Annotated in this window: 19 protein-coding genes; 10 read left to right on the top strand and 9 right to left on the bottom strand. The window is 46.0% G+C overall.

Going from position 1 to position 20,875, the window contains the following annotated elements:
• Positions 1 to 19 precede the first annotated feature (19 nt).
• Entirely contained in the window at positions 20 to 262 is a 243-nt protein-coding gene (locus ACTHMC_RS22040) for an RNA recognition motif domain-containing protein (RefSeq protein WP_440416455.1), read from the bottom strand.
• A gap of 473 nt (positions 263 to 735) precedes the next feature.
• Here ACTHMC_RS22040 and ACTHMC_RS22035 point away from each other — a divergent pair, with 473 nt between their 5' ends.
• The 4 genes from ACTHMC_RS22035 to ACTHMC_RS22020 all read left to right on the top strand — a co-directional run bounded on the left by ACTHMC_RS22035 (position 736) and on the right by ACTHMC_RS22020 (position 3,253).
• A complete protein-coding gene (locus ACTHMC_RS22035) occupies positions 736 to 1,812 on the top strand; it encodes a 3-oxoacyl-ACP synthase III family protein (RefSeq protein WP_440416453.1) in 1,077 nt (358 codons plus the stop codon).
• Between the two features lie 27 nt (positions 1,813 to 1,839).
• On the top strand, positions 1,840 to 2,295 hold the full coding sequence (locus ACTHMC_RS22030; RefSeq protein WP_440416451.1) for a cold-shock protein: 456 nt from the start codon (positions 1,840 to 1,842) through the stop codon (positions 2,293 to 2,295).
• Positions 2,296 to 2,432: 137 nt separating this feature from the next.
• Complete coding sequence (locus ACTHMC_RS22025) at positions 2,433 to 2,753, top strand: RNA recognition motif domain-containing protein (protein ID WP_440416449.1); 321 nt, start codon at positions 2,433 to 2,435, stop codon at positions 2,751 to 2,753.
• Positions 2,754 to 2,989: 236 nt separating this feature from the next.
• Positions 2,990 to 3,253 carry a short-chain dehydrogenase gene (locus tag ACTHMC_RS22020; protein WP_440416448.1) on the top strand — a complete coding sequence of 88 codons (264 nt, stop codon included), beginning with the start codon at positions 2,990 to 2,992 and terminating at the stop codon, positions 3,251 to 3,253.
• 49 nt (positions 3,254 to 3,302) lie between these two features.
• Here the strand turns inward: ACTHMC_RS22020 and ACTHMC_RS22015 are convergent, their stop codons facing one another.
• Positions 3,303 to 3,653 carry a TfoX/Sxy family protein gene (locus ACTHMC_RS22015; RefSeq protein ID WP_440416446.1) on the bottom strand — a complete coding sequence of 117 codons (351 nt, stop codon included), beginning with the start codon at positions 3,651 to 3,653 and terminating at the stop codon, positions 3,303 to 3,305.
• Positions 3,654 to 3,763: 110 nt separating this feature from the next.
• Here ACTHMC_RS22015 and ACTHMC_RS22010 point away from each other — a divergent pair, with 110 nt between their 5' ends.
• Positions 3,764 to 4,243, top strand: coding sequence for a hypothetical protein (locus ACTHMC_RS22010; protein WP_440416445.1), 480 nt, complete (start codon positions 3,764 to 3,766; stop codon positions 4,241 to 4,243).
• A 1-nt stretch (position 4,244) separates the two neighbouring features.
• Here the strand turns inward: ACTHMC_RS22010 and ACTHMC_RS22005 are convergent, their stop codons facing one another.
• Positions 4,245 to 6,230 (bottom strand): cellulase family glycosylhydrolase, encoded by a 1,986-nt coding sequence (locus ACTHMC_RS22005; protein WP_440416443.1) that lies wholly within the window; start codon positions 6,228 to 6,230, stop codon positions 4,245 to 4,247.
• A gap of 152 nt (positions 6,231 to 6,382) precedes the next feature.
• Here ACTHMC_RS22005 and gloA2 point away from each other — a divergent pair, with 152 nt between their 5' ends.
• Positions 6,383 to 6,775 carry an SMU1112c/YaeR family gloxylase I-like metalloprotein gene (gene gloA2, locus ACTHMC_RS22000; protein WP_440416441.1) on the top strand — a complete coding sequence of 131 codons (393 nt, stop codon included), beginning with the start codon at positions 6,383 to 6,385 and terminating at the stop codon, positions 6,773 to 6,775.
• A gap of 81 nt (positions 6,776 to 6,856) precedes the next feature.
• Here gloA2 and ACTHMC_RS21995 read toward each other — a convergent pair whose 3' ends face one another.
• From ACTHMC_RS21995 to ACTHMC_RS21980, 4 genes are all read right to left on the bottom strand, one after another.
• Positions 6,857 to 7,909, bottom strand: a complete 1,053-nt coding sequence (locus tag ACTHMC_RS21995; RefSeq protein WP_440416439.1) for a hypothetical protein — start codon at positions 7,907 to 7,909, stop codon at positions 6,857 to 6,859.
• A 70-nt stretch (positions 7,910 to 7,979) separates the two neighbouring features.
• Entirely contained in the window at positions 7,980 to 8,618 is a 639-nt protein-coding gene (locus ACTHMC_RS21990) for a response regulator (protein WP_440416438.1), read from the bottom strand.
• Positions 8,619 to 8,668: 50 nt separating this feature from the next.
• Positions 8,669 to 11,707, bottom strand: a complete 3,039-nt coding sequence (locus ACTHMC_RS21985) for a sensor histidine kinase (RefSeq protein ID WP_440416436.1) — start codon at positions 11,705 to 11,707, stop codon at positions 8,669 to 8,671.
• Positions 11,708 to 11,852: 145 nt separating this feature from the next.
• A complete protein-coding gene (locus ACTHMC_RS21980; protein WP_440416434.1) occupies positions 11,853 to 13,394 on the bottom strand; it encodes a hypothetical protein in 1,542 nt (513 codons plus the stop codon).
• A gap of 234 nt (positions 13,395 to 13,628) precedes the next feature.
• Between ACTHMC_RS21980 and ACTHMC_RS21975 the strand changes: the two genes are divergently transcribed.
• From ACTHMC_RS21975 to ACTHMC_RS21965, 3 genes are all read left to right on the top strand, one after another.
• Positions 13,629 to 13,820 carry a hypothetical protein gene (locus ACTHMC_RS21975; protein WP_440416433.1) on the top strand — a complete coding sequence of 64 codons (192 nt, stop codon included), beginning with the start codon at positions 13,629 to 13,631 and terminating at the stop codon, positions 13,818 to 13,820.
• A gap of 207 nt (positions 13,821 to 14,027) precedes the next feature.
• Positions 14,028 to 15,746: an alpha-amylase family protein gene (locus tag ACTHMC_RS21970; protein WP_440416432.1), complete on the top strand. Its 1,719-nt coding sequence runs from the start codon at positions 14,028 to 14,030 to the stop codon at positions 15,744 to 15,746.
• A 6-nt stretch (positions 15,747 to 15,752) separates the two neighbouring features.
• Positions 15,753 to 16,595 (top strand): MBL fold metallo-hydrolase, encoded by an 843-nt coding sequence (locus tag ACTHMC_RS21965; RefSeq protein WP_440416430.1) that lies wholly within the window; start codon positions 15,753 to 15,755, stop codon positions 16,593 to 16,595.
• A 54-nt stretch (positions 16,596 to 16,649) separates the two neighbouring features.
• On the opposite strand, the gene ACTHMC_RS21960 is transcribed toward ACTHMC_RS21965, so the two are convergent.
• Together ACTHMC_RS21960 and ACTHMC_RS21955 are read right to left on the bottom strand one after the other, a co-directional pair.
• Positions 16,650 to 18,761: a right-handed parallel beta-helix repeat-containing protein gene (locus tag ACTHMC_RS21960; RefSeq protein WP_440416428.1), complete on the bottom strand. Its 2,112-nt coding sequence runs from the start codon at positions 18,759 to 18,761 to the stop codon at positions 16,650 to 16,652.
• 17 nt (positions 18,762 to 18,778) lie between these two features.
• Positions 18,779 to 20,104, bottom strand: a complete 1,326-nt coding sequence (locus tag ACTHMC_RS21955) for a T9SS type A sorting domain-containing protein (protein WP_440416427.1) — start codon at positions 20,102 to 20,104, stop codon at positions 18,779 to 18,781.
• A 201-nt stretch (positions 20,105 to 20,305) separates the two neighbouring features.
• On the opposite strand from ACTHMC_RS21955, the gene ACTHMC_RS21950 reads away from it, so the two are divergent.
• Positions 20,306 to 20,836, top strand: coding sequence for a hypothetical protein (locus ACTHMC_RS21950; RefSeq protein WP_440416425.1), 531 nt, complete (start codon positions 20,306 to 20,308; stop codon positions 20,834 to 20,836).
• Positions 20,837 to 20,875: the final 39 nt, after the last annotated feature.

Raw genomic sequence — 20,875 nt, 5'->3', positions numbered from 1 at the left:
AAAAATACATAACGGGAGATCAGGCCATGAGGTCTGTTTCGTATACTTCCAGGTAATGGCCCATAAACAAACGGTTATGAAGCTCGGTGATGGCCATCATGCCTGCGCGGTAGCTCAGGCTCACGATGCCGAAACAACTAGATCTGCCAGACTGTTCCTCCCTGACGATCCTTACTGACTCAAGTTTACCGAATGGAAAGAATAATTGCATGAGATGGGCCGTGGTGGTGCGGCTGTTCAGGTTATTGATTTCAACTAGCATAAGACAGATTTAATGCGTGGAGGAAGGAGAACCTTCAAGTTACTGAATTAAACGCTGCAGCCACATTAAAATACTGTTTCAGTCTGCTTTTTGCAGCATTCCGGCATGCTTCTGACGCCGGACATCCCCGTTTTACCCGCTGGTTGTTAATATTTAAGCTCAAACAGAGCAAATGCCGGTTTTTAATCGTACCTTCAGCGAAATTATTCCTCCCTGCACCTATTTTGATTCTCCCGACATTCAACATTTGTGAAGGTTCTGCCGTCAGGAAAAATTTACCTGGTGAATGCAATTTTTAACCCTTCAAACAAGTCGCAGATGTCACATGATCAGAGAGGAAACGGTAAAGTGCTCTTCATTCAGAATGCTGGTTATACAGATTTGAAAGCGAAGAATTGCCGGGAGGTAATTAGTGGTGCGAACGATGGATTTTCGATCACCAGAATTTCTGCCCAGTAATCCAAGAATAATAAATGAAGAGAAACATCATCACAGGGACCGGCATTTGCATTCCTCCTTTTATCCGTAAGAATGAAGACTTTATAAACAGCACTTTTTATAACGAGGATGGTGTTGCCATCAATAAGCCCGCTGCCCAGATCATAGAGGATTTCAGAAAGATCACAGGTATTGAAGAAAGAAGATACGCCGATCCGTCTTTGAACGCGTCTTCCATGGCGGCTATTGCTGCAGAAGAGGCCATCAGGGCAAGTGGTATTGACAGGGAAACCATCGATCAGATCATTGTTGCACATAATTACGGAGACCTTGTTCCGGGCTCCTTTCAACCTGATACAGTGCCGTCACTGGCTTCCAGGGTAAAGTTCAGACTTGGGATCAGAAATCCCTCCTGTGTGGCTTACGACGTACTGTTCGGATGTCCCGGCTGGTTGCAGGGACTGATCCAGGCCGATTGTTTCATTAAGGCAGGCAGTGCCTCCAGGTGCCTGATCATCGGAACAGAGACCTTGTCAAGGATCATTGATGATTCCGACCGGGACAGCATGATTTTTGCGGATGGGGCAGGGGCCGCGATCCTGGAAACCAGTGAGGTGGGTGACCGTAACCAGGGCATCATGAGTACAGCTGCCAGGTCTGATTGCGGGGATGAAACCTTCTTTATCGGGCTGGGAACATCTTATTCGCCTGAAGCCCGGGGCTGCGGCACGGGATATATCAAGATGAAGGGCAGAAAAGTGTATGAGTATGCCATGAAGCACGTTCCGGAAGCCATGAAAGACTGTCTGGATAAGAGCGGTGCAACCATTGGGGACCTTAAAATGGTCTTTATACACCAGGCAAATGAAAAAATGGACGAAGGCATTCTGAAAGCCTTTTACAAATTATACGGGATCGATAAAATGCCGGAAAATATCATGCCGATGAGCATTCACTGGTTGGGGAACAGTTCTGTGGCAACGGTGCCTACGCTGTATCACCTGGTGAAACAGCAACAGGTAGAGGGTTTTGACCTGCAGGAAGGAGATCTCATCATGTTCGCTTCAGTGGGAGCAGGCATGAACATCAATGCCGTATGTTACAGGTATTGATTCTATTCGTAAACAAAACAAATAAATATGGCTAAATCTCAGGAAACATTCAACAAAAGGGAAAGAGAAAAACAGCGCATCAAAAAGCAGCAGGAGAAGAGGGAAAAGATGAATGAGCGTAAGAATAACCAAGGTGAGAAAAAAGATCTCAGCAGCATGATGGCTTACCTTGATGAGAATGGCAACCTGACAGACACACCACCGGATCCAAGACAAAGACGTGTCTATAATGTGGAGGATATCCAGATCGGCGTACCCAAACAGGAAGACAGGGTGGATGACCCGATCCGTACGGGAACAGTGAGCTTTTTCAACGACCAGAAAGGATTCGGTTTTATCATCGACAGCGAGACCAAGGAAAGGATCTTTGTTCACGTGAATGATCTTTCCGGACCGCTTAAAGAGAACGATAAAGTGAAGTTTGAAGTGGAATCCGGACCTAAAGGCTTCAATGCCAAGAATGTATCGATCAATAAAGATTGATTTTTCTGGTAAGCAGATATAGCTTACCTTCATAAATATCATTTGAGCCTCGCATCAGTATAGTTAGTAATCTGCCAACCCCGCATTTTTATTTCTTTACTTCTTGCTGTACTCAGATTCAAATTAAAAATGTAAACATGAACATTTATGTATCAAACCTGGCGTTCAGCACCCAGGACGAAGACTTGAGAAATTTATTTGCGGCTTATGGCGAAGTTGATTCTGCTAAAGTGGTAACAGACAGGGAAACAGGCCGTTCAAGAGGCTTCGGTTTCGTTGAAATGAGCGATGACAGTGCTGCTCAAAAAGCTATCAGTGAACTGAACCAGGCTTCCATCGGTGGCCGTAACATCAGTGTAACTGAAGCCAGACCTAAAGCTGAAAGACCTTCAGGTGGTGGTTATGGTAACAGCCCTTTCAAAAGCAATAACGGCGGTTATAACAAACGCAGGTTTTAAGATATTCAAGCTTTTAAGAAGGCCCGTAAGTAATTACGGGCTTTTTTATTTTCAACCCGCTTCAATTACAGCCCCGTTGATACCGGTAATCTGACTGCATGTATAAAAACTGGATTATCTGAGTAATAAATCGTACCTTCGCGACTATTCCTTGCCTCATTTTCGTAATGAATTCCTCAATAAAACACAGGCCAACACTGGTTTTTGACTAATTCATCTAAATTCAAACTCAATATATGACCATCGAACAGATCGACAAGTTCCTGAGTAATAATGAATATGATCGTAACCCCGTGAAAGTGAGCTTCAAAACCAGAGAAGCATTCACCGGTATTTTCATTAAAACAGCCGATTATGATGAGCTGAAGGGAAAGAACTTCTGGAGGATCGTAAATCAATCCAACGTACAGAAATACCTGGAAACCAAGAATACCAGTCTCGCCCGCATCTTCAATGGTCAGGAAATCACCAAGCTGACCGCTGTTGAATCCATTGGCTAGACATGGTCAGGTAAGCAACAATATTTGCATCAAAACAGGAGAAGGCTAATCATGCCTTTTTCTTTTTTGAGCTTTTAGCCTTACTGTTGAAGGCCAGGCATAGATCTATCCAGTACTTCAGATCCCTGGCGGACCTGCATCCCTCAGGCTGTACATAACAATACCCCTTGAGCTCATTGCCTTTCATGATCATGGGTGAGAACCCCTTTTTCTCTGCTATTTCCTCCTGCAGCACCGGATCGAAACGGCACATCAGATCGTCTCCGCTGATATTCACGCACATCTTTCCGTTGACCATAAAGGCCAGCCCCCTGAACATCTTTTTTTCCTCGATACTGATACCAGGAATGCCCGCCAGGTACTCTCGTACTCTGTCTGCCAGCTGTTCATCAAATGCCATAACTGTATTTGTTTTACGATAGAAAGATACATTATTCCAGATGTAATTTATTTACTCCAAGTAAACCCCATAACCTGCATTTCATCGATAATTGATATCTTCCCGCTGTTATGATCTTCCAGTATACAGTACCCGGTAAGTTTTTGATCGATAATATCCCGCTGCAGTTCGGCCTCTCCAGGGACCTGGTAAGGGCCAAACTCGGTGCCGGGTATGTAGCGCTGAATGAGGAATTTTTATTGGAAGAGGATGCACCTTCCATCATTCAGAGAAGAGATGTCTATGACAGGCTCGATAGTGCAGGGGTACATTTTCTGTTAGGTTACAACAGTGATGACCAGCTGACAGAGGTGGAAATCCGCCGTTGTAAAAAGATAAAGATCCTCGGTGTTGAATTTAATTTCAGGGATGAAACGGATCTGATCGCGGAAGAGTTATCCGGCCTCTCTCCGCTGGTGCGTAAAAGCGATGGAGAATATTTCTTCCCGGAATTACAGGTGCTGCTTATCGATGAAAAGCATATGGGTGGCTGGGACACCAATATGCTGGAGTGTTTTTATCATGCATCGGATGTCAGCCACCTGCACTGAACTACTTCAATAATCTCTGATAAAAAGGCAATAACAGATCTGCCATTGTCTGGTGTTCTGCCGCACTCGGATGATAATCACAACCGGTTGGTTTCATCTCCGGGAACAGAAAAATCTCTATTGGTTGATGTGTTTGATCATTGCTGAAATGATCCCTGATACTGTTCAGGCATTCCACAAAGATCTCATTCTTCTCTCTATCCAGCATCGGGCTGTTCAGGAGCGCGATACGCGTTTGCGGATATTTTTTATAAATATGCCGGATGAATTCAATATAAGTGTTGAGGAATTCCGCTCTGTCGAATGGCTTCCTGGCTTTTTGTCCATCTCCATCAGAAAGATCGTTTGTACCCAGACAAATACTGACCAGGTCGGGCTGGTAATCATCGGGGAAGGGGGCAGGCTGCTCCATTCGAAGGTAGAGCTGGTCATATACTTCCGGCAAAGTATTCTCTTCCGGCTTTACCGCATTCCAGTTCCTGTAGATACCATAACCGGAAACTGAGCTGAGCAGATAATCCGCCTTCAACTGTCGGCATACCACCGGGCCATAAGCCAGGTAGGCATTGTGTTGATCATACCAGGTTCCTTTATCGCATAAAACCCCGGTAACATCATTTCCAAAACCACAGGTAATGGAATTGCCGATAAATTCAATTCTCTTCTTCAGTGTTTTTTCAAGTGGCAGCGCATCAATACCGGATCCATCGAATAAAACCTCGCCCATACCGGCTTCTGTGGCTTTTACGATCCGGATATCATGTGTTTTTTTTGTTTTATCAGTGACTTTGAATGTAAACGCTTTGAATTCATTATTGTCCACTTTGAAACGTCCAAGGTATTTGTTATCCAGTTCCACAGAAATATAATTGTAATTACCCTGGCAGGGCTCGTTCTTCAGTTTTACGGTTACTTCATTGCCGGTAAAACTGAAGGCAACAAAAGAACCCGGGCCGGATAGCTTACCGGCGTTGAAGAAGGTCCTCTCTGTTCTGCCTTGCCAGTTGAATTTAGTTACCAGTTCACCGCGCTGGTTGAACTGGCGCAGGTATTCCCTTGTTTTGATCCCTGACTCCCGCAGCTCGCTGAGTTTCCAGTTCCCTGTGGAGGAGGCGCCGGGCAGCAGCACAGAACAGGCTTCTTCTTTATCCGATACGGACCAGGAGATCCAGCTGAGCTTATTCTTTACCAACCATTCCATATACCGGTTCCATTCGGTGTAATCGATCTTTCCATCACCGGAGGCTTCCATGCCGGCAGATTCGGATATAAAAACAGGAATTCCACTTTTGATGGCGGCATCAGTCCTGTCGCGCAGCCATTGCTTATGTGTGCCGGCATAAAAATGTACGGTATACATGATATTGGAAACTCCCTGAAGCGGATCCTGCTGTACGAGATCGATGCGCTGGTCCCATTCCGGGTTGCCCACCAGGATGATATTATCGGGATCGTTCTTTCTGATGGTGGAAATCAGCTGCATGGAATAGTCTTTCAGTTCCGCCCAGGGCTGGTGCATGGGCTCGTTGAAGATCTCGTAGATCACATTCGGGTAGCGGGCATATTTGCGGGACATGCGATCGAAGAATGCAATGGCCTCTTTGGTGAATATATTATGGCTATGCCAGTCGATGATCACATACAGGCCTTCCCTGATAGCTGCATCCACCACCGTTTCCACGCGTTTGATATTGCCTTCAGGGTTTTTGAGGTAACCATCGGGATGTTCAACGCCCATGGCGGCGCGCACAACATTCACTTTCCAGTCTTCTTTCAGCCATTTTACTGCTTCTTTTGTATAGAAGCGCGGATGGAAACAGCTCCAGCCAAAGCTCATGCCGTTCAGTACAAAAGGTTTGCCCTGTGCATCGGAGAGTTGGGTACCGATCACCTGCAGCCGGCCGCCCAGTTTAACGGGTTGTGCATAGCTGTTGAGGAACATAAGAACAAGAAAGAAAGCAAGGCAGTATTTCCGGATGATGCGCATACAGTAAGTTGTTTTTTTCATGAAGGCGGCAAAGCGAGCCCGGTAAAGGTAAAGTTCCGTCCATTCAGGTACTGATACAATACATACAAAAGGTTGTGGTTTTTTATCGAATCCGCGAAGTAATTTAGTGGAATCATCCAAAAGAAACAATCATGCTTCCGGGAATAAAAGCTGTTCATCATATTGCCATTATCTGCTCGGATTATAACCGCTCGAAGGATTTTTACACCAGGGTGCTTGGCTTTTCCATTGTCAGGGAAGTATACCGGGAAGAGCGCCGGTCTTACAAGCTGGACCTTGCCATAGGTGACCAGTATGTGATAGAGTTGTTTTCATTCCCTGATCCTCCGGCCAGGCCATCAAGACCGGAAGCCTGCGGGTTGCGGCATCTGGCATTTGCGGTAGACGATCTTGAGAAAAGCGTGGAGGTATTAATCACAGCAGGCGTTCGTACAGAACCGATCCGGGTGGATGAATTTACAGGAAAACGGTTTACATTTTTTACAGACCCGGATGGGTTGCCGCTGGAATTGTATGAAGGATGATCCATGCGCGAAAATGACCGGCATAAAAAAAGGCCTGCATTGCTGCAAGCCCTGCTCTGATAAGGCCCATTAGTAGAATAATCATTCAATCTCTTTCAGGAAAGCCTCCGTATGGTGCTCGATGAATTTTTTGCACGCGAGGTAAGCTCCATCGATGTATTTCTTTTCGTCAACGGGAATAACAGTGGTTGATGTTGTGCTCACATCAGCTGGGTTGAAGTACTTACCGTATACTGTTTTTACGCCAACATAATCAGTGCTGTTCTTTGCGAATGCCTGCAGTTTTTTGTCTTCTATAACACCACTCACTTCCATGGATTTTCCGATAGTGCCGGTATAGCTGCTGACGATGCCAGCACCCATTTTGCCGGAGAAAAAACCTACCTGGCTGTTGATGGCCGTATGCGTATTCTCGCCTTTGAATTTGATCTTTGCCTGTTTGGTCATCTCGATGACTTCGTTTCCTGCCAGGCGCATATTCGTTTTCACTTTGATATTTGCGCCCGCTCCATCCCATGAATTCCTGTCCTCTATGAACAATACAAAGAGGTCTACATCCGCGATCACTGCATCATCCAGGTCTTTCGATAATTTTGCATGTACGAAATTTACATTACCCAGGAAGCCTCCGGATTTTTCCTTTCCTGATTTATCGATGCTTTTCACGTAGTATTCCATTCCGGTAGGAGTGGATGCGAGTGTTCCGGGGAACTGCGCCTGGTTGATAGTGCCTCCGGTTACTTTGGTAAAACCTTCATAGGTGCCTGTTTTGCCTGCTTCTTCGGCACTGATGATCTCCATGCCTTTTGCTTTCAGCATCGCAATAAAATCCTTGTACAATGAATCAGTAACGGTTTGCACACCTTTTTCGGTGATACCTTCAAGGCCTACCGACAAAGCTGATTTGGCATCGCCTTTATATGCGCCGCCGCCCAGCATGCGACCGCCCTGTTTGAATTCTTCCTTTTCATTGAATACCTGGAAATTCACGGTAAACGAAGCGATATACACTTTTTTGGTCTTGATCTTCCTGAGTCCGTATGAATTGTCCTTTGGTTTGAATTCGCCGAGGGTTTGGGCGGATCCTGTAAATGCACATACAATAGCCAGCGAGAATGGAAGTATGAATTTCATGGTTGCAGTTGTTTTAACTGCCGTAAAGGTAGAACGCGGCCTTATTGAGGAAAATGTGAAAAAAGTAGTACTACTGTTTATTGTGGAATCTGGAAAGAGCTTCCGTTCGTGTTTTTACCTGCAGTTTTTCATAGATGTTCCTGATATGGGTACGCACCGTTTCGATGCTGATGAATAATTGTGCAGCGATCTCTTTATATCGCAGCCCTTTCGAGAGCAGGACAAGGATCTCATTTTCTCTTCTTGAAAGTACCTCTGAATGGAATACCTCCGTTTTCCTGGCGGCGAATTCCATCACTACCAATCTGGCGATCTGGCTGCTCATGGGAGAGCCGCCGGAATGGATCTCCCGGATGGCTTCCACCAGTTTTTGTGGCTCTGTATTTTTAAGTATATAGCCTGTGGCCCCGGCTTTCAGGGCATTGAAGGCATTCTCGGCATCGTCGTAACTGGTAAGCGCCATGCATTGCATATATGGGTGCAGTACTTTCAGGCGTGCTACAACTTCTATACCCGACATACCAGTGAGATTGATGTCGAATAACAAGACTTCCACCGGTTTTTTCTTCAGGTAAGCCAGGGCTGACTCTCCATCTTCGAATGTTTCTACCACTTCCAGTTCCTCCTGCAAACAAAGCAAGGTCAGGAGGGAGTGACGGATCACTTCCTCATCTTCTATAATTGCGATTTTTATTCTGGTTGCTGGCATAGACTTTCTCAGTGGAAAAATATAAAATCGATCAAAGAAAATAAGTAGTATTAAATGGGGATACTGTAATGTATTTCCGTTCCTTCACCCGGGGCCGACCTGATGCTGAACTGGCCACTTATCTGCTCAATTCTCGCTTTCATATTTGCAAGCCCGTTCTTTTTTCCATTCCTGTGCTGGTGATATTTTTCAGTGCTGAGCCCTGTGCCGTTATCCTTCAGTGAGAAGCTCATGAAGCCCGCTTCCACACTGAGCGAAAACAGGATCTGCGTGGCATTGGAATGTTTCAACGCATTGTTGATGGCTTCCTTGGTCACCAGCATCAGCTGCTGCCGCTGCATATGACCTAATGAAATATCGGGGATCGATTCAGGGTAACTGAAGTTTACTGAAACGGGTAAGGCATCGGTGGTTTCATAGATGTATTCTTTGAGATAAGCAAGCAGATTGCCCAGTGTATCGTTTTGCGGGTTGAGTGTCCAGATGATCTCACCCATCTTATCTGCCAGGGTGCGGGAAGTGTGGCTGATCTCGTGGATGATCTTTTTATTATGGTCAGCGGCTTTGTGGTTCTTACCTACTTCGGATAGCAGGGCAATCTTGCTTAATCCGGTACCGAGTTCATCATGCATATCCCGGGAAATGCGGAGACGTTCATTGTTCACTGCCAGCTGTTGTTCGATGACACGCAACTGTTTTTCCATTTTTCTTTTCAGGAACTGCTTTACCACGTAAATGATAATGCCCACCATGGTCAGAATTACAGCGAACCTGAACCACAAGGTGAGCCAGAACGGAGGGGAGAGACCTATCCGGAGCAAGGTAACAGGACTGGACCATACACCTTCGCTGTTGGAAGACATGATCTCGAAATTGTAACTGCCGTGGGGAAGTTTGCTGTACCGGGCTTCCGGTATTTTGCTCGCCCTGATCCAGGATTTGTCGTATCCGGTGAGCCGGTACATGTATTGATTGACAGATGCATTTGTATAATCGAGCGTAGCAAATTTGATCAGCAGGTTATTCTCATTATGTTTCAGCTTAACCTGGTGTAAGAAGTTGATGGCTGTATCTGTATCAAGGGGTGTTTCATTGATGAGCAGGTCTGTTATATAAGAACGGGCATTGAAACTCCGGTTGAAAAATGCACGGTGATCGAACCAGTTGATACCAGTTACGCCTGCAAAGAAGATCAGGTTACTATCCCTGAAATAAGCGCCGGTATTGAATTCGTTCGATTGCAGTCCATGCTGGATGGCGTATTGCTCCACGCCCTTGATCTGTATGAAGCTTGACTTTTCCAGGCTGATCCTGTTGAGGCCTTTATTAGTGCTCACCCAGTAAGCATGATTGTTTTCGGGGATAATACTATAGATGAAATCGTTACTGAGGCCATTCACTTCATCAATCACGGTACGGGTGCCGGAACCATCTTTCCGGATTACGATCCCAACGTTAGTGGCATACCAGAAAGCCTGTCTGGATTCATCCCTGTGTACATATTTTACGGTAAGCCCATGCAGGTCCGTGGAAATTAATTCCGGTTGATTGAGTTGGTTCAGCCGCAATACCACCAGGCCTTTTCCTTCTCCTTTGCCTACAATGATCTCGCCGTTCGGTTTGGTGAAGATGGTCTGAATATCACCTTCCAGTTTCGGGTTGAGCTGGCCCAGGTCTGAAACAAGGAGCTGGTCATTTCTGTCTTCGATGAGGTAAGTGCTTTGTACGGTACCTGCAATAAAACGGGTGCTGTCGATCTGCGTGAAGCATTGAAGGATATTATGCCTGTTACCTTTGCGGACGTACTCGATATTGGTGCTCAGCAGAAAAATCCCTTTATCGGGATCAGCAATTCCTATCCGGTTACCCGCATTCAGCCAGATCCTTCCTTTCTTATCTTCCCTGATGAAAAAGACGCCTGAAAAAGAAGGATCATTTTTGTGCGGAGGGGCAAACACTACCTTGTGTTGCAATGTATTTCTGTCTATGATATACAGGCCTCTTGCATAGGTGCCTGCATAGATCTTTCCATTTTTGTGATAGAGGCTTTTCACCATCAGCAGGGAGCTTTCATCCCTTGTCTGACGCGCGTCCGGAAAACTGCTGAACAATTGTGGTTTGAGACTGGTAAGACTGATGCCGCCTCCTTCTGTGCCAAGCCACAGATTATTGGAGTGGTCGATGGTGGCGGTATACACGAGGTTGGAAGAAAGACTGTAAGGATCATTTTCCCGGTTGGCATACCGGGTAAAGGCGCCGGTTGCGCTGTCGATGATGGCGATTCCTTTACTGGGAAGCACGGTGATGATATTACCTCCGGGTGTTTTCACCAGTGGGCTCTGTGATTTGTACTCCACCGAGCCGGGCACCAGGTAACTGGAAATGATACTGCGTCTGGTTAAACAGAAATCTATCACCCTGTTGCCAGCAATGATCAATAGCGATGATGAAAAAATTGTACAGGCATGAAGGGGATCGTTTCCCTGCTGGTACAGGAGTTGTTCCTGTTTTGTGCGGTAATTGAACTGGTAAATGGCATTGGCTCTCCTGAAAAGCAACTGAATGTTCCGGTTTTCTGAAATATACATGCCAAACACTTCTGGCAGCAACAGTTCCTGAACTGTTCTGCTCTTTGTATTCACTACCTGCACATGGGAAGCATTGGCGATAAATACTTCATCGTCTTTCATGCCTGTGATGCCATATTCAAGGTCGCGGCCAATCTGCCTGATCACCCTGAATGTTTCCGTGGCCAGGTCCATCTGCACCAGTTGTCCATCCACCATCATCCAGAGATTGCCCTGTTTATCCTGGTGGATCTTTCCATTCAGTATTTTTCCGGGGAAGCGTTTGTCTGATCTGTCCCTGATGCTTTGCCTGTATTTTCTGATCTGGATGCCGTCGTAACGGTTGAGGCCATCGCCGGTGCCGATCCAAATAAAGCCTTGTTGATCCTGGAAAATTTCGCGGACGGAATTCTGACTGAGCCCTTCGTTAACGCCGAGACGCAGGAAATTAAGTCCGGTCTGTCCGGAAATAAACTGGCAGGAATAAATGGCCAGTATGGTAAGCAGCAACCTCAGGCTCATCGAAGGGTGTTAATAGAGTGGCTACAAATATAAAGAAGCCCCTATATATATTCCTGTTGATGTACACCGGATGAAAGAGAAATTTAAAAATACCCGAAACCATGATGATAAATATCAAGATGGAGCCGGGTATCAAAGAAGCAGTTTATTCATAGGTGAAGCCTGTCTTGACAGAGTAAGCTTCAGTTTTGTTCCAATAGTTGCGATATTTTTTGATGATGCTCAGTGGATATCCATTTCCATCATAAGTATATTGTATATCGTACACTTCGTATTCCGGGAACAGATTTGCATACGTTTTCGACTCAAGCTTTACATTGTGTTTTACGTACTGATTCAGATAGAAATCAGGTATGCCCAGGTGTGCATAGGGATTGATGGTCAGATCACAGTTGTAAATGCCTGCTATCATATCTCCGTTACCATAGTTGTAGTTATCAGCTACCACGCAGCCTCCGGAAATTGTTTTGGAATATTGCCTGGCGATGGTATAGCCTGATTCTCTGATCTGTATTTCGATGCGATAATCCTGCGTGATCCCTGCCCTGGTTTCCAGTGGTATATAATTGACAGTTGCTGTTTTACGGAGGCCATGCAGCAGCTCATCCATGGTGCTGACCCTCCCGGCAGCATCATAGGTAAATGATGAAGTACCTATAAGTTTATCTGTTTCATTGTAGTTTCTAATGGCAGTTATCTTTCCATTTGTATACTCGTAAAGATCAGTGCGGGAGCGGAGATTGGAACCATCTTCATTCTTTACCCAAAGATCGGTCTGCTTTAATTCGCCGTTTGCATGATAGGTGTAATCCATTTTTGTTTCGGGCTTGCTGACTCCATCCACGATCCTGTTGGTGTATACATTTTTCAACTTCTTTGCAGGCATATTTCCACCGATGGAATAAACTGTGTTTTCCTGGATATCTTCTTTTTTCAGGGTGATCTCATCCTGTGTTCCCCATTTGGAAACCGTCAATTGGTATTTTACAGCATTTGCAGGAAGTTCTACCTGCTGCAAACCTGCCGGCAGGTTCATGGCGTTATAAGTCATATTGTTTTGTGCATCGAAACTGCGAAGGATCAGTTGTACAGGAATACTGTCGTACACAATATCGCCAACCTTGATCAGGGGCTGGATAAATATCTTTTTAGCGGTGTTTGGCTGTTCGCCGGTCTGGCTTCCGAAACTGCCATCAGGGTAGCCGAATTGCAATGGTTTATCTGTGGCCGTTACCGGTACTACTTCTACTGAAACATCCTTCTCTGTTTGTGCATCCAGGGAAAAGGTTAAACTCAGGGGATGGGTTACCAGTGCAGCTTTTTCTGATCCGGCCAGGGGACTGGCATATTTTACAGAATTACCTTCTTTGATGAGTAGTCCGGTGATTTTATAATTGCCTTTCTCCAGAGAGAGGGCAGCTGTCTGAACCTTTTGATTGAAAACTATATCAACCTGGATTTCCCTCATCACCATTTCATCTTTGTTATTCAGTATGCTTATCACAGCTTTCGTGTTTTCCGATCCTGCGTGCAAACCTGAAAGAGTGAGGCGGAAACTTCGCTGTGCGGATGGATCGGGGGAAGATCCGCCGGGTACAGGTTTATCTGGTTGCACCGGTGTTTTGGTGCAGGCGAACAGCATTATCATCAGCAGCATATTGCAGACAAAAAATGAAAACTTGTTCATATGATTGTAATTATGAGTTGAATGATCAGATGTTCCATTCAGGAATTTCAACGGATCAAAGGTAGAAGTGGAAGTGTGAGCCGGAAACGCATATTCATGCTATATGCAAGGCCTGAAAGGGCTTCAGGCCTTAAGGGAAAGTTAAAAGATTACAGCCCCGGACCAATAATTAACCTATATTTGAGCCGTTGACCAACGCCCTTCAGGTTAAACCTTCAGGGCTAAATACTTACCATGACAAACGTTGAATTATTACAACAGGAAGCTGTAAAAGCCCTGAATGCCGGTACGCTCAATGACAAGCAGAAGCAATTCATAGAGAGTATCAAGGATTTTGACAAGAAACAATTGAAGAAATTATCCAGCGCGCAATTCAAGTGGCTGAAAGATATCGCTAAGCTCAGTTCGAGGAATATTGAAAGCTGAGTGCTGAACCATATAATGAACAGATCCGCTCCCTGAGCGGTTTTTTTTTGCCGATACCCGACACCTCTCAAGACTCCTCTCTGTATACATTTCACCCCCTGCCTGTGGCATAGCCACCACGCATTCCCCTGGTAGCCGGAGCCCATCCTGGGAATAACATTTGCGGCCAGTCAGAATATGCGGTTCAGAAAAATAATACTGTTTTTTGTGATCATAGCCATTGCAGTACTGGTAACCTTATGGCTGAGGCATTTCCAGAAAAATGAAGAACAGGACATCCCTGCACCAGATCCTGTTCTGACAGAGCTTCCCTGGTACAAACAGGCTGTAATTTACACGCTTGATGTAGAAGTATTCCAGGATAGCGATAGCAATGGAATAGGTGATTTCAACGGGTTAAGGTCCAGACTTGGATACCTGGATTCCATGGGCGTGCAGGTGATCTGGCTGGCTCCTTTTCAGCCTACACCAGGACTGGACGATGGCTATGACATCACTGACTACTATGGCGTGGATCCCAGACTGGGTACCATGCAGGACTTCGAGCTCTTTATGCAGGATGCGGCACAGCGCAATCTTCGTGTGATCATGGACCTGGTGGCCAATCATACTTCTGATCAGCATCCCTGGTTCCGGCAGGCAGAGAAGGATACCACCAGCCCTTATCATTCCTGGTATGTATGGAGTAACAAGCGGCCTCAAAACTGGAATACCGGAATGGTATTCCCCGGCGTGCAACATGATATCTGGACATTTGACAGCACCGCCAAAGCCTGGTATTATCATAGGTTCTATCGTTTCCAGCCTGACCTCAATCTTCAGCATCCTCCCGTATTTGAAGAAATAAAGAAGATCGTAAAATTCTGGATGGACAAGAAAGTGAGCGGATTCCGGCTGGATGGTGTCCCCTTTTTTATAGAAGTGCCGGCTTTAAAAGGCGACAAATTCGAGCATCAGTTTGACAAGCTGGAATCACTGCATAGTTTCATGAGCAGTCTGAATAAAGACGCTATCATCCTTGGCGAAGCCAATGTTCTTCCCGAAGAAACAAAGGACTTTTTTGGTGAACAGGGCAGAGGTATGCAGATGATGTTCAACTTCTATGTGAATCAGCATCTGTTCTATGCGCTTGCTACCGGTAATACAAGCCCGCTCAAAGATGCGCTTCAGCAAACAAAAGAAATTCCTGCAGCATCACAATGGGGGCAATTCTTACGTAACCACGATGAAGTGGACCTCGGCAGGCTCAGCACATCCGAACGCAATAAAGTATACGAGCAGTTCGGGCCACAAAAAAAGATGCAGTTGTATGATAGGGGCATCAGAAGAAGGCTGGCGCCAATGCTGGGCAATAACAGGAAGCAAATAGAGTTGGCTTACAGCATCCTCTTTGCATTACCCAGTACACCTGTGATCAGGTATGGAGATGAGATTGGAATGGGTGATGATCTTTCTCTGAGAGAGCGCCTCTCTGTACGTACTCCCATGCAATGGAACGATCAGAAATTTGCAGGATTTTCAAAAGGCGTGCTTCCAGTTAGACCTGTTATAGATACAGGTGTATTCAGTTTTCATCGTGTGAACGTGGCTGATCAGCAGGCAGACAGCCTCTCGTTGCTTAACTGGACCAGAAAAATGATCCTCCTTCGTACGCAACATCCTGAGATCGGGTATGGCAGCTGGGAAATCCTGGCAAGCGACAATGACCAGGTACTGGTGCTTGCTTATACATGGCATAACAGGAGGCTTTTCACGCTGCACAATTTCAGTGCAAAACCAGTAACTGTAAGACTCAGACCACCGGAGAACCTTGCCGCCCTGACGGATATTTTATCCGGCAACAGGGTTTTGCTCAACAGGAACAGAACAGCAGATGTGACGTTAGCTCCTTATGGATACCAATGGTTATTCACACTGATAAAATAAAAAATAATGGATCAGGAAAACATCAATAAGTTCATACCAATGACAAGTATCAATAGCGGAAGCACAAGAGAAGTAGCTCCTGATATTGCTTATTACACCAATCAGATTGTAAACCTGGTGATGATCGGCCCGCGCGCTGGACCCTGGGTACTGATAGATACCGGCATGCCCAAATCGGCGAAGAGCATACTTAAAGCAGTTGAAGAAAGATTCGGAGAGGATGTTCCTCCTGTTGCTATCATTCTTACGCATGGCCATTTTGATCATGTGGGAAATGTTGTTGACCTGGTATCGGAATGGAATGTACCCGTTTATGCTCATCCAATGGAATTTCCATTTCTTACAGGAAAGGAGGCATATCCCGAACCAGATACCACAGTGGAAGGTGGGTTGCTGGCAAAGATATCATCCATTTATCCCAATGAACCCATCGATATTTCCGATGTTTTGCAGGTGTTACCTGCCGGTGGCATTGTTCCTCATCTTGCTGAATGGCGATGGCTGCATGTTCCGGGACATTCACCAGGACAGGTTGCGTTGTTCCGGGAAAGAGACAGGGTGCTGATTTCTGCCGATGCATTTATCACTGTAAAACAGGATTCCATGTACCGGGTGCTGGTGCAAAAAGAAGAGATATGCGGCCCGCCCGTTTATCTTACAACAGACTGGGCGCTGGCCCATGCATCAGTATCGAGGCTGGCCGCGCTTGATCCGCAGATTGTTATCAGCGGGCATGGTACTGCCATGGAGGGAGAGGAATTGAAACAGGGACTGGTGCGCCTGGTAAATAACTGGAAAGAGGAGGCTGTGCCTGATCATGGAAAATGGGTGAAAGAAGGAAACCAATAAAGGGTAAAAGAAAATGCATGCACAGGCAAATAAACCTGTGCATGCATTTTCCTGTCAAGGTATAATGGTTGTTGCCGTATCATTCACTCTGAGAATCTGCGTCATCGGAGTGCGCGTATCTCCTGAAAAATTATTTCCGGAAATGGTTGTTCCGTAAGTGGTGTTGATGTAAATGCCATAATGGTTGCCTGTTCTGTAAAATCCTGGAATGGTACTGATAAAAACATTATCCTTTATGCTGCAGTTGGCTGCATTGAAAAGTGAAATGCCATGTTGCGAAAAGTTCCTGATCGTGTTTCCGGTGATCCGGATATTGGCATGGTCAAGGCTGACGGGCGACATATTATCAGCAAACAGATTATTAGGCCCGGCAGAATCGATCTTATTGAGGCGTACATTGATGGACCCCGCATCTGTACCCAGAACATCAAAAGCGCAGTCCCTGATATCGTTGTTCATGATCCAGAGGTCGCGGCTGTACAGGCCATTGTACCAGAAAGCGGCTTCATTGTACAAAGCCACGCCTGCTGATGAACAACTGTAAAACCGGTTGTTTTCCACCACACCTCTGGCAGAGCGGATGATGGCGCCACGCGCTCTGACGGTGAACCTGTTATTGGTAACCATGAACCTTTCATTCCGCAATGTCATATTGTAGAGCTGAACGTTCTGCTGCAGGTCTGTCAGGCCCAGATCTACCAGGCTGTCGTAATCACTGGCAGGGATGGCAGGAGAGAACTGAACCCGGTAATTTCCGCTTTGCAGGAATACAGTATCCACTGTGAAATTGGTGCTGACCACTTTTCCTGTTTTGGGTGTGAAGATGCGGAAGATATTTCCCTTTTTCAGGTTCATGAATTCGTTGTTCGTCACTAAAAGAGTGCTGGTGCTTACTTTGGATTTTACGAAGATGCCCTTGTTGTAAAGTGCAACACCATCGTCGGCATTACCGATGAAACTGCTGTTCTCCACCCAGGGGCCAATGGCATTGGCGCGGCAGTGTACGCCATCAGCATTGGCGGATACAAAGCGGCTGGCGTCTTTCAATACCGTATTACAGTTGAGTATTTTCATATCACTGCCATCATAGCTGTAATAGCAGCCGATAGGGCTGGAATAATTAGTGATACTGTCGCACACAAAATCAATACAGTTTCTTGTGCTCATCAGGGAGCCTACATTATCCCTGGCCACAATGGAAAGTACATCGCCCACGGCAAAATATTTTCCTGATCTTGATCCGGGGTGATAGATATTATATTCGGGTTGGTCTTTACACGCAAGGGGGGTAACGTCTGCAGGGCTGATGCCAACTGTATTGATCTCTATTTTTTTCAGGCTGCCTGCGTCGGCAGTATCAAGCAGGTATGCCCAGGACCAGTGGTCTGTAAACGGTTTATTTCCATAAATAGCCGGATAATACGGCGATGCCTGTCCGGTTACTCTCCGTAAACGGACATTTACATTCAGCGTTGTGCTGTCTGTATTATCAACCCTGATAACATCCAGTAAGGAATGGGGAAGCGGGTCCCAGTCAACACTCAGCCTTCTTATGGTGATCCTGTTTGAATTCTGGATCCGCATAAAACCTACATGCGCATTGTTCCTGATAATGAAGCTTGCATTATTGCCTTCGATGATCAGGTCGTTGATACCGGTAGTATCTATGGCAAAAAGGCCTGTGATATTTCCATCGATGACATAAGTGGCATTGGCGGTGAATGCAAGCGTGCTGGGTGTGTTCATGATAGCCTTGCGCATAGAGTCCTTGATGGCGCGCAGGGTGGCGCCCGGTGGAACTGTGTAAGTTCTTACCGGAGTGGCAACGGTATACCGGAATGTATCGGACCAGTTGCTGATGGCAGTGCCTGCTTCGTTTTTAGCGATCACCCTCCAATACACATTACCGGTGGGCAGTTGGCTGACGGGAACAAAGCGGTTGATATTGAGATCATTTCGCGAAGCAATGATAGTAGTAAAATTAGCATCCGAAGCAAGTTGGATATCGTAGCTGTAAGCATTGGCAAAAAGTTGCCAGGTAAACGATGGATTCCGCACATAACCGGTACTGTTATGAGCCGGAGCGGAAAGAGCCGGTTGAGACTGTGCATAGCCGGCCATGCCGGTCAGGCATGAGAGAAATATGAAGAGTATAATTCTATTCATAAAAGCAGTTTTGGGAATTAATAAATGAACTTACGTGTAATGATCTCGCCGCTGTTGGAGATGAAAGTGGCGAAATACAAGCCACGTGCTGCGCCTGGCATGGGCAATGGATAACGATAAATGCCTTTGTCTGCAACAACCCTTATCGTATAAACCAGACGGCCGTTCATATCGTATACATTCATGATGCCCTGCACTGCTTTTGAAACAGTGAGCTCGGCCGTTGCATTGGATGAAATTTCTTTAGAAAGTACCCTGAAACCTGTATGGCCACTGGCTTTCATTACTGCCAGGGGGGATGGGGCCTGCGGCGCCATACTCAGATCCCTGAATACTTTATTGCTGTCTGCCTGCACAATGATGGTGGGACTAAGATTGGCAAAGCTGGCATTGTGCCCGGTATTATCCGTATATTGAATGATCTCTCCACCGGCGTCATTCCTTCGCAATGCGTAAAGGATCACATCGCTGCCGGATAGGGTTCCGGTCAGGCCGCGGTATTTATCTCCCGTTAGTCCGATAGTACCATTAGCGATCCATGAGCCTGATACCAGTGAATACTTTTTCAACTGGTTATTGTCTGCGATGTACAAAACATTCACGGTATCACTTCCATTCAGTCTGGCCATGAAGAACTGGAATGGATTACCTCCTGAAGTTGGATATCCGGGCAGGTTGGTCATGGTTTGTGAAGCCGTGGTTGGCAGGCCCGTACCAACACGGGCCAAACGCAGGCTGGTGGCTGTGGAGCTGGCATAGAGCTGACCTTCGAAAATATTGAGGCAGCGGCCTGTAGTACCTGTAAGCAATACATTGGAGGTGCCGGTACTGCCTGTGGTGGCATACACGATACCGCCGTTGCCACCCGCGGCCCATACGTTGGATCCGTCGGTAACGGCGCTCCGGATAGAGACAGTACTGAACCGGTTGCTGAATGCGGTGCTGGTATTTACATTGGCTGAGGCATCGATTATACCAACTACACGATTCACTGTGGTACTGGCACTACTGGTAACTGAGGCTGTTCCAGTGGCGGCATCGTACCCCCCGAGTGCAAGGTACTGTCCATCTTCCGAAAGGCTGATATATCCTTCCGAAAAGTCAACAGATGCGGGTGGAAGGGTGAGTCGTTTGTTGCTGCCGCTTGTGGTGACAGGCAGCGGGATACTTCTTATCAATTCCCCGCAGGGATTATATTCATCGAGGAATACAGGTTGCGCAACGCCTGCTGTCATGGCAGTTCCGGCGCCTATCCTGACTACAACGATATTACCGGTTCCGAAAGTTTGCGCGTGGATTTCAACAGCACTCAAAAACAGGAGAGTGCATAGGAGGATTCTCATATGGCAAGTGTTTGGTTAAGCAAATCGTGAATACAATCTGTGAATTACTGTGCATTTGTCAAAGGGAAAAGAAGGGATTATTTGCGTGGGAACATTCCCGGCGGGTAGGAACGTTCCCAGAAAGTGCAAATGGAACGGCTGGGGAATTTCATTTTATGTAAATTGCGGCATTCCTGCATCCTTAAAAAAACAGGTTGATTTATGCGTTTTCTTGTTATTCTCCTGGCTCTGCATATTCCGTTCGTGGATGTCAAAGCAGCTCCAAGTCCGCAAATACCCGATTACATTATTTTCAGGAATGATACTTTGGCTACTTATACCCTGATACTTGAACAGTATTTGGATAAAAAGGACAATAAGAATATACAATTGTTCGGCCTCAGGTTCAGTGATGAAGCATCTCTCAACTGCTGGAGAGGATGTCAGGCAATTTATAAAATAGAAAATGACAGCCTTTTCCTGGTAGACATCATCGATTGTGGAGGGCTCAGGCATATAAACAAAAAGGAGTCCTTGAAAAGGATAAAATCTTTATTTGGTGAGAAAATAGTCAATGAAAGAGTATATATCGACTGGTTTTCCGGAAGCATAAAATTCCCTTTATCTGACAAGGTTCTACGCTGGGACGGTGTTTTTTACAAGATTTTCGAGAAAGAGACTGTTATTAATATTACGGCAGGTAAGGTCCTGACAATTCAGAATGTCAGCAATTACGTGCATGTCCGGAACTGAATCGATAGAAGGGATAAGAGTGAAATTACAAAGAAAATT

Origin of the sequence: Pseudobacter sp. (genome assembly GCF_051955275.1) — a bacterium.
Lineage (GTDB): Bacteria > Bacteroidota > Bacteroidia > Chitinophagales > Chitinophagaceae > Pseudobacter.
Note: the sequence above shows the minus strand (reverse complement) of the source record. Positions and strands in the feature narration are given on the sequence as shown.

What these genes read in the sequence shown, in the direction of transcription:
- ACTHMC_RS22040 (WP_440416455.1), bottom strand. Translation starts at nt 262, where the DNA reads ATGCTAGTTGAAATCAATAACCTGAACAGCCGCACCACCACGGCCCAT.
- ACTHMC_RS22035 (WP_440416453.1), top strand. Translation starts at nt 736, where the DNA reads ATGAAGAGAAACATCATCACAGGGACCGGCATTTGCATTCCTCCTTTT.
- ACTHMC_RS22030 (WP_440416451.1), top strand. Translation starts at nt 1,840, where the DNA reads ATGGCTAAATCTCAGGAAACATTCAACAAAAGGGAAAGAGAAAAACAG.
- ACTHMC_RS22025 (WP_440416449.1), top strand. Translation starts at nt 2,433, where the DNA reads ATGAACATTTATGTATCAAACCTGGCGTTCAGCACCCAGGACGAAGAC.
- ACTHMC_RS22020 (WP_440416448.1), top strand. Translation starts at nt 2,990, where the DNA reads ATGACCATCGAACAGATCGACAAGTTCCTGAGTAATAATGAATATGAT.
- ACTHMC_RS22015 (WP_440416446.1), bottom strand. Translation starts at nt 3,653, where the DNA reads ATGGCATTTGATGAACAGCTGGCAGACAGAGTACGAGAGTACCTGGCG.
- ACTHMC_RS22010 (WP_440416445.1), top strand. Translation starts at nt 3,764, where the DNA reads ATGATCTTCCAGTATACAGTACCCGGTAAGTTTTTGATCGATAATATC.
- ACTHMC_RS22005 (WP_440416443.1), bottom strand. Translation starts at nt 6,230, where the DNA reads ATGCGCATCATCCGGAAATACTGCCTTGCTTTCTTTCTTGTTCTTATG.
- gloA2 (WP_440416441.1), top strand. Translation starts at nt 6,383, where the DNA reads ATGCTTCCGGGAATAAAAGCTGTTCATCATATTGCCATTATCTGCTCG.
- ACTHMC_RS21995 (WP_440416439.1), bottom strand. Translation starts at nt 7,909, where the DNA reads ATGAAATTCATACTTCCATTCTCGCTGGCTATTGTATGTGCATTTACA.
- ACTHMC_RS21990 (WP_440416438.1), bottom strand. Translation starts at nt 8,618, where the DNA reads ATGCCAGCAACCAGAATAAAAATCGCAATTATAGAAGATGAGGAAGTG.
- ACTHMC_RS21985 (WP_440416436.1), bottom strand. Translation starts at nt 11,707, where the DNA reads ATGAGCCTGAGGTTGCTGCTTACCATACTGGCCATTTATTCCTGCCAG.
- ACTHMC_RS21980 (WP_440416434.1), bottom strand. Translation starts at nt 13,394, where the DNA reads ATGAACAAGTTTTCATTTTTTGTCTGCAATATGCTGCTGATGATAATG.
- ACTHMC_RS21975 (WP_440416433.1), top strand. Translation starts at nt 13,629, where the DNA reads ATGACAAACGTTGAATTATTACAACAGGAAGCTGTAAAAGCCCTGAAT.
- ACTHMC_RS21965 (WP_440416430.1), top strand. Translation starts at nt 15,753, where the DNA reads ATGGATCAGGAAAACATCAATAAGTTCATACCAATGACAAGTATCAAT.
- ACTHMC_RS21960 (WP_440416428.1), bottom strand. Translation starts at nt 18,761, where the DNA reads ATGAATAGAATTATACTCTTCATATTTCTCTCATGCCTGACCGGCATG.
- ACTHMC_RS21955 (WP_440416427.1), bottom strand. Translation starts at nt 20,104, where the DNA reads ATGAGAATCCTCCTATGCACTCTCCTGTTTTTGAGTGCTGTTGAAATC.
- ACTHMC_RS21950 (WP_440416425.1), top strand. Translation starts at nt 20,306, where the DNA reads ATGCGTTTTCTTGTTATTCTCCTGGCTCTGCATATTCCGTTCGTGGAT.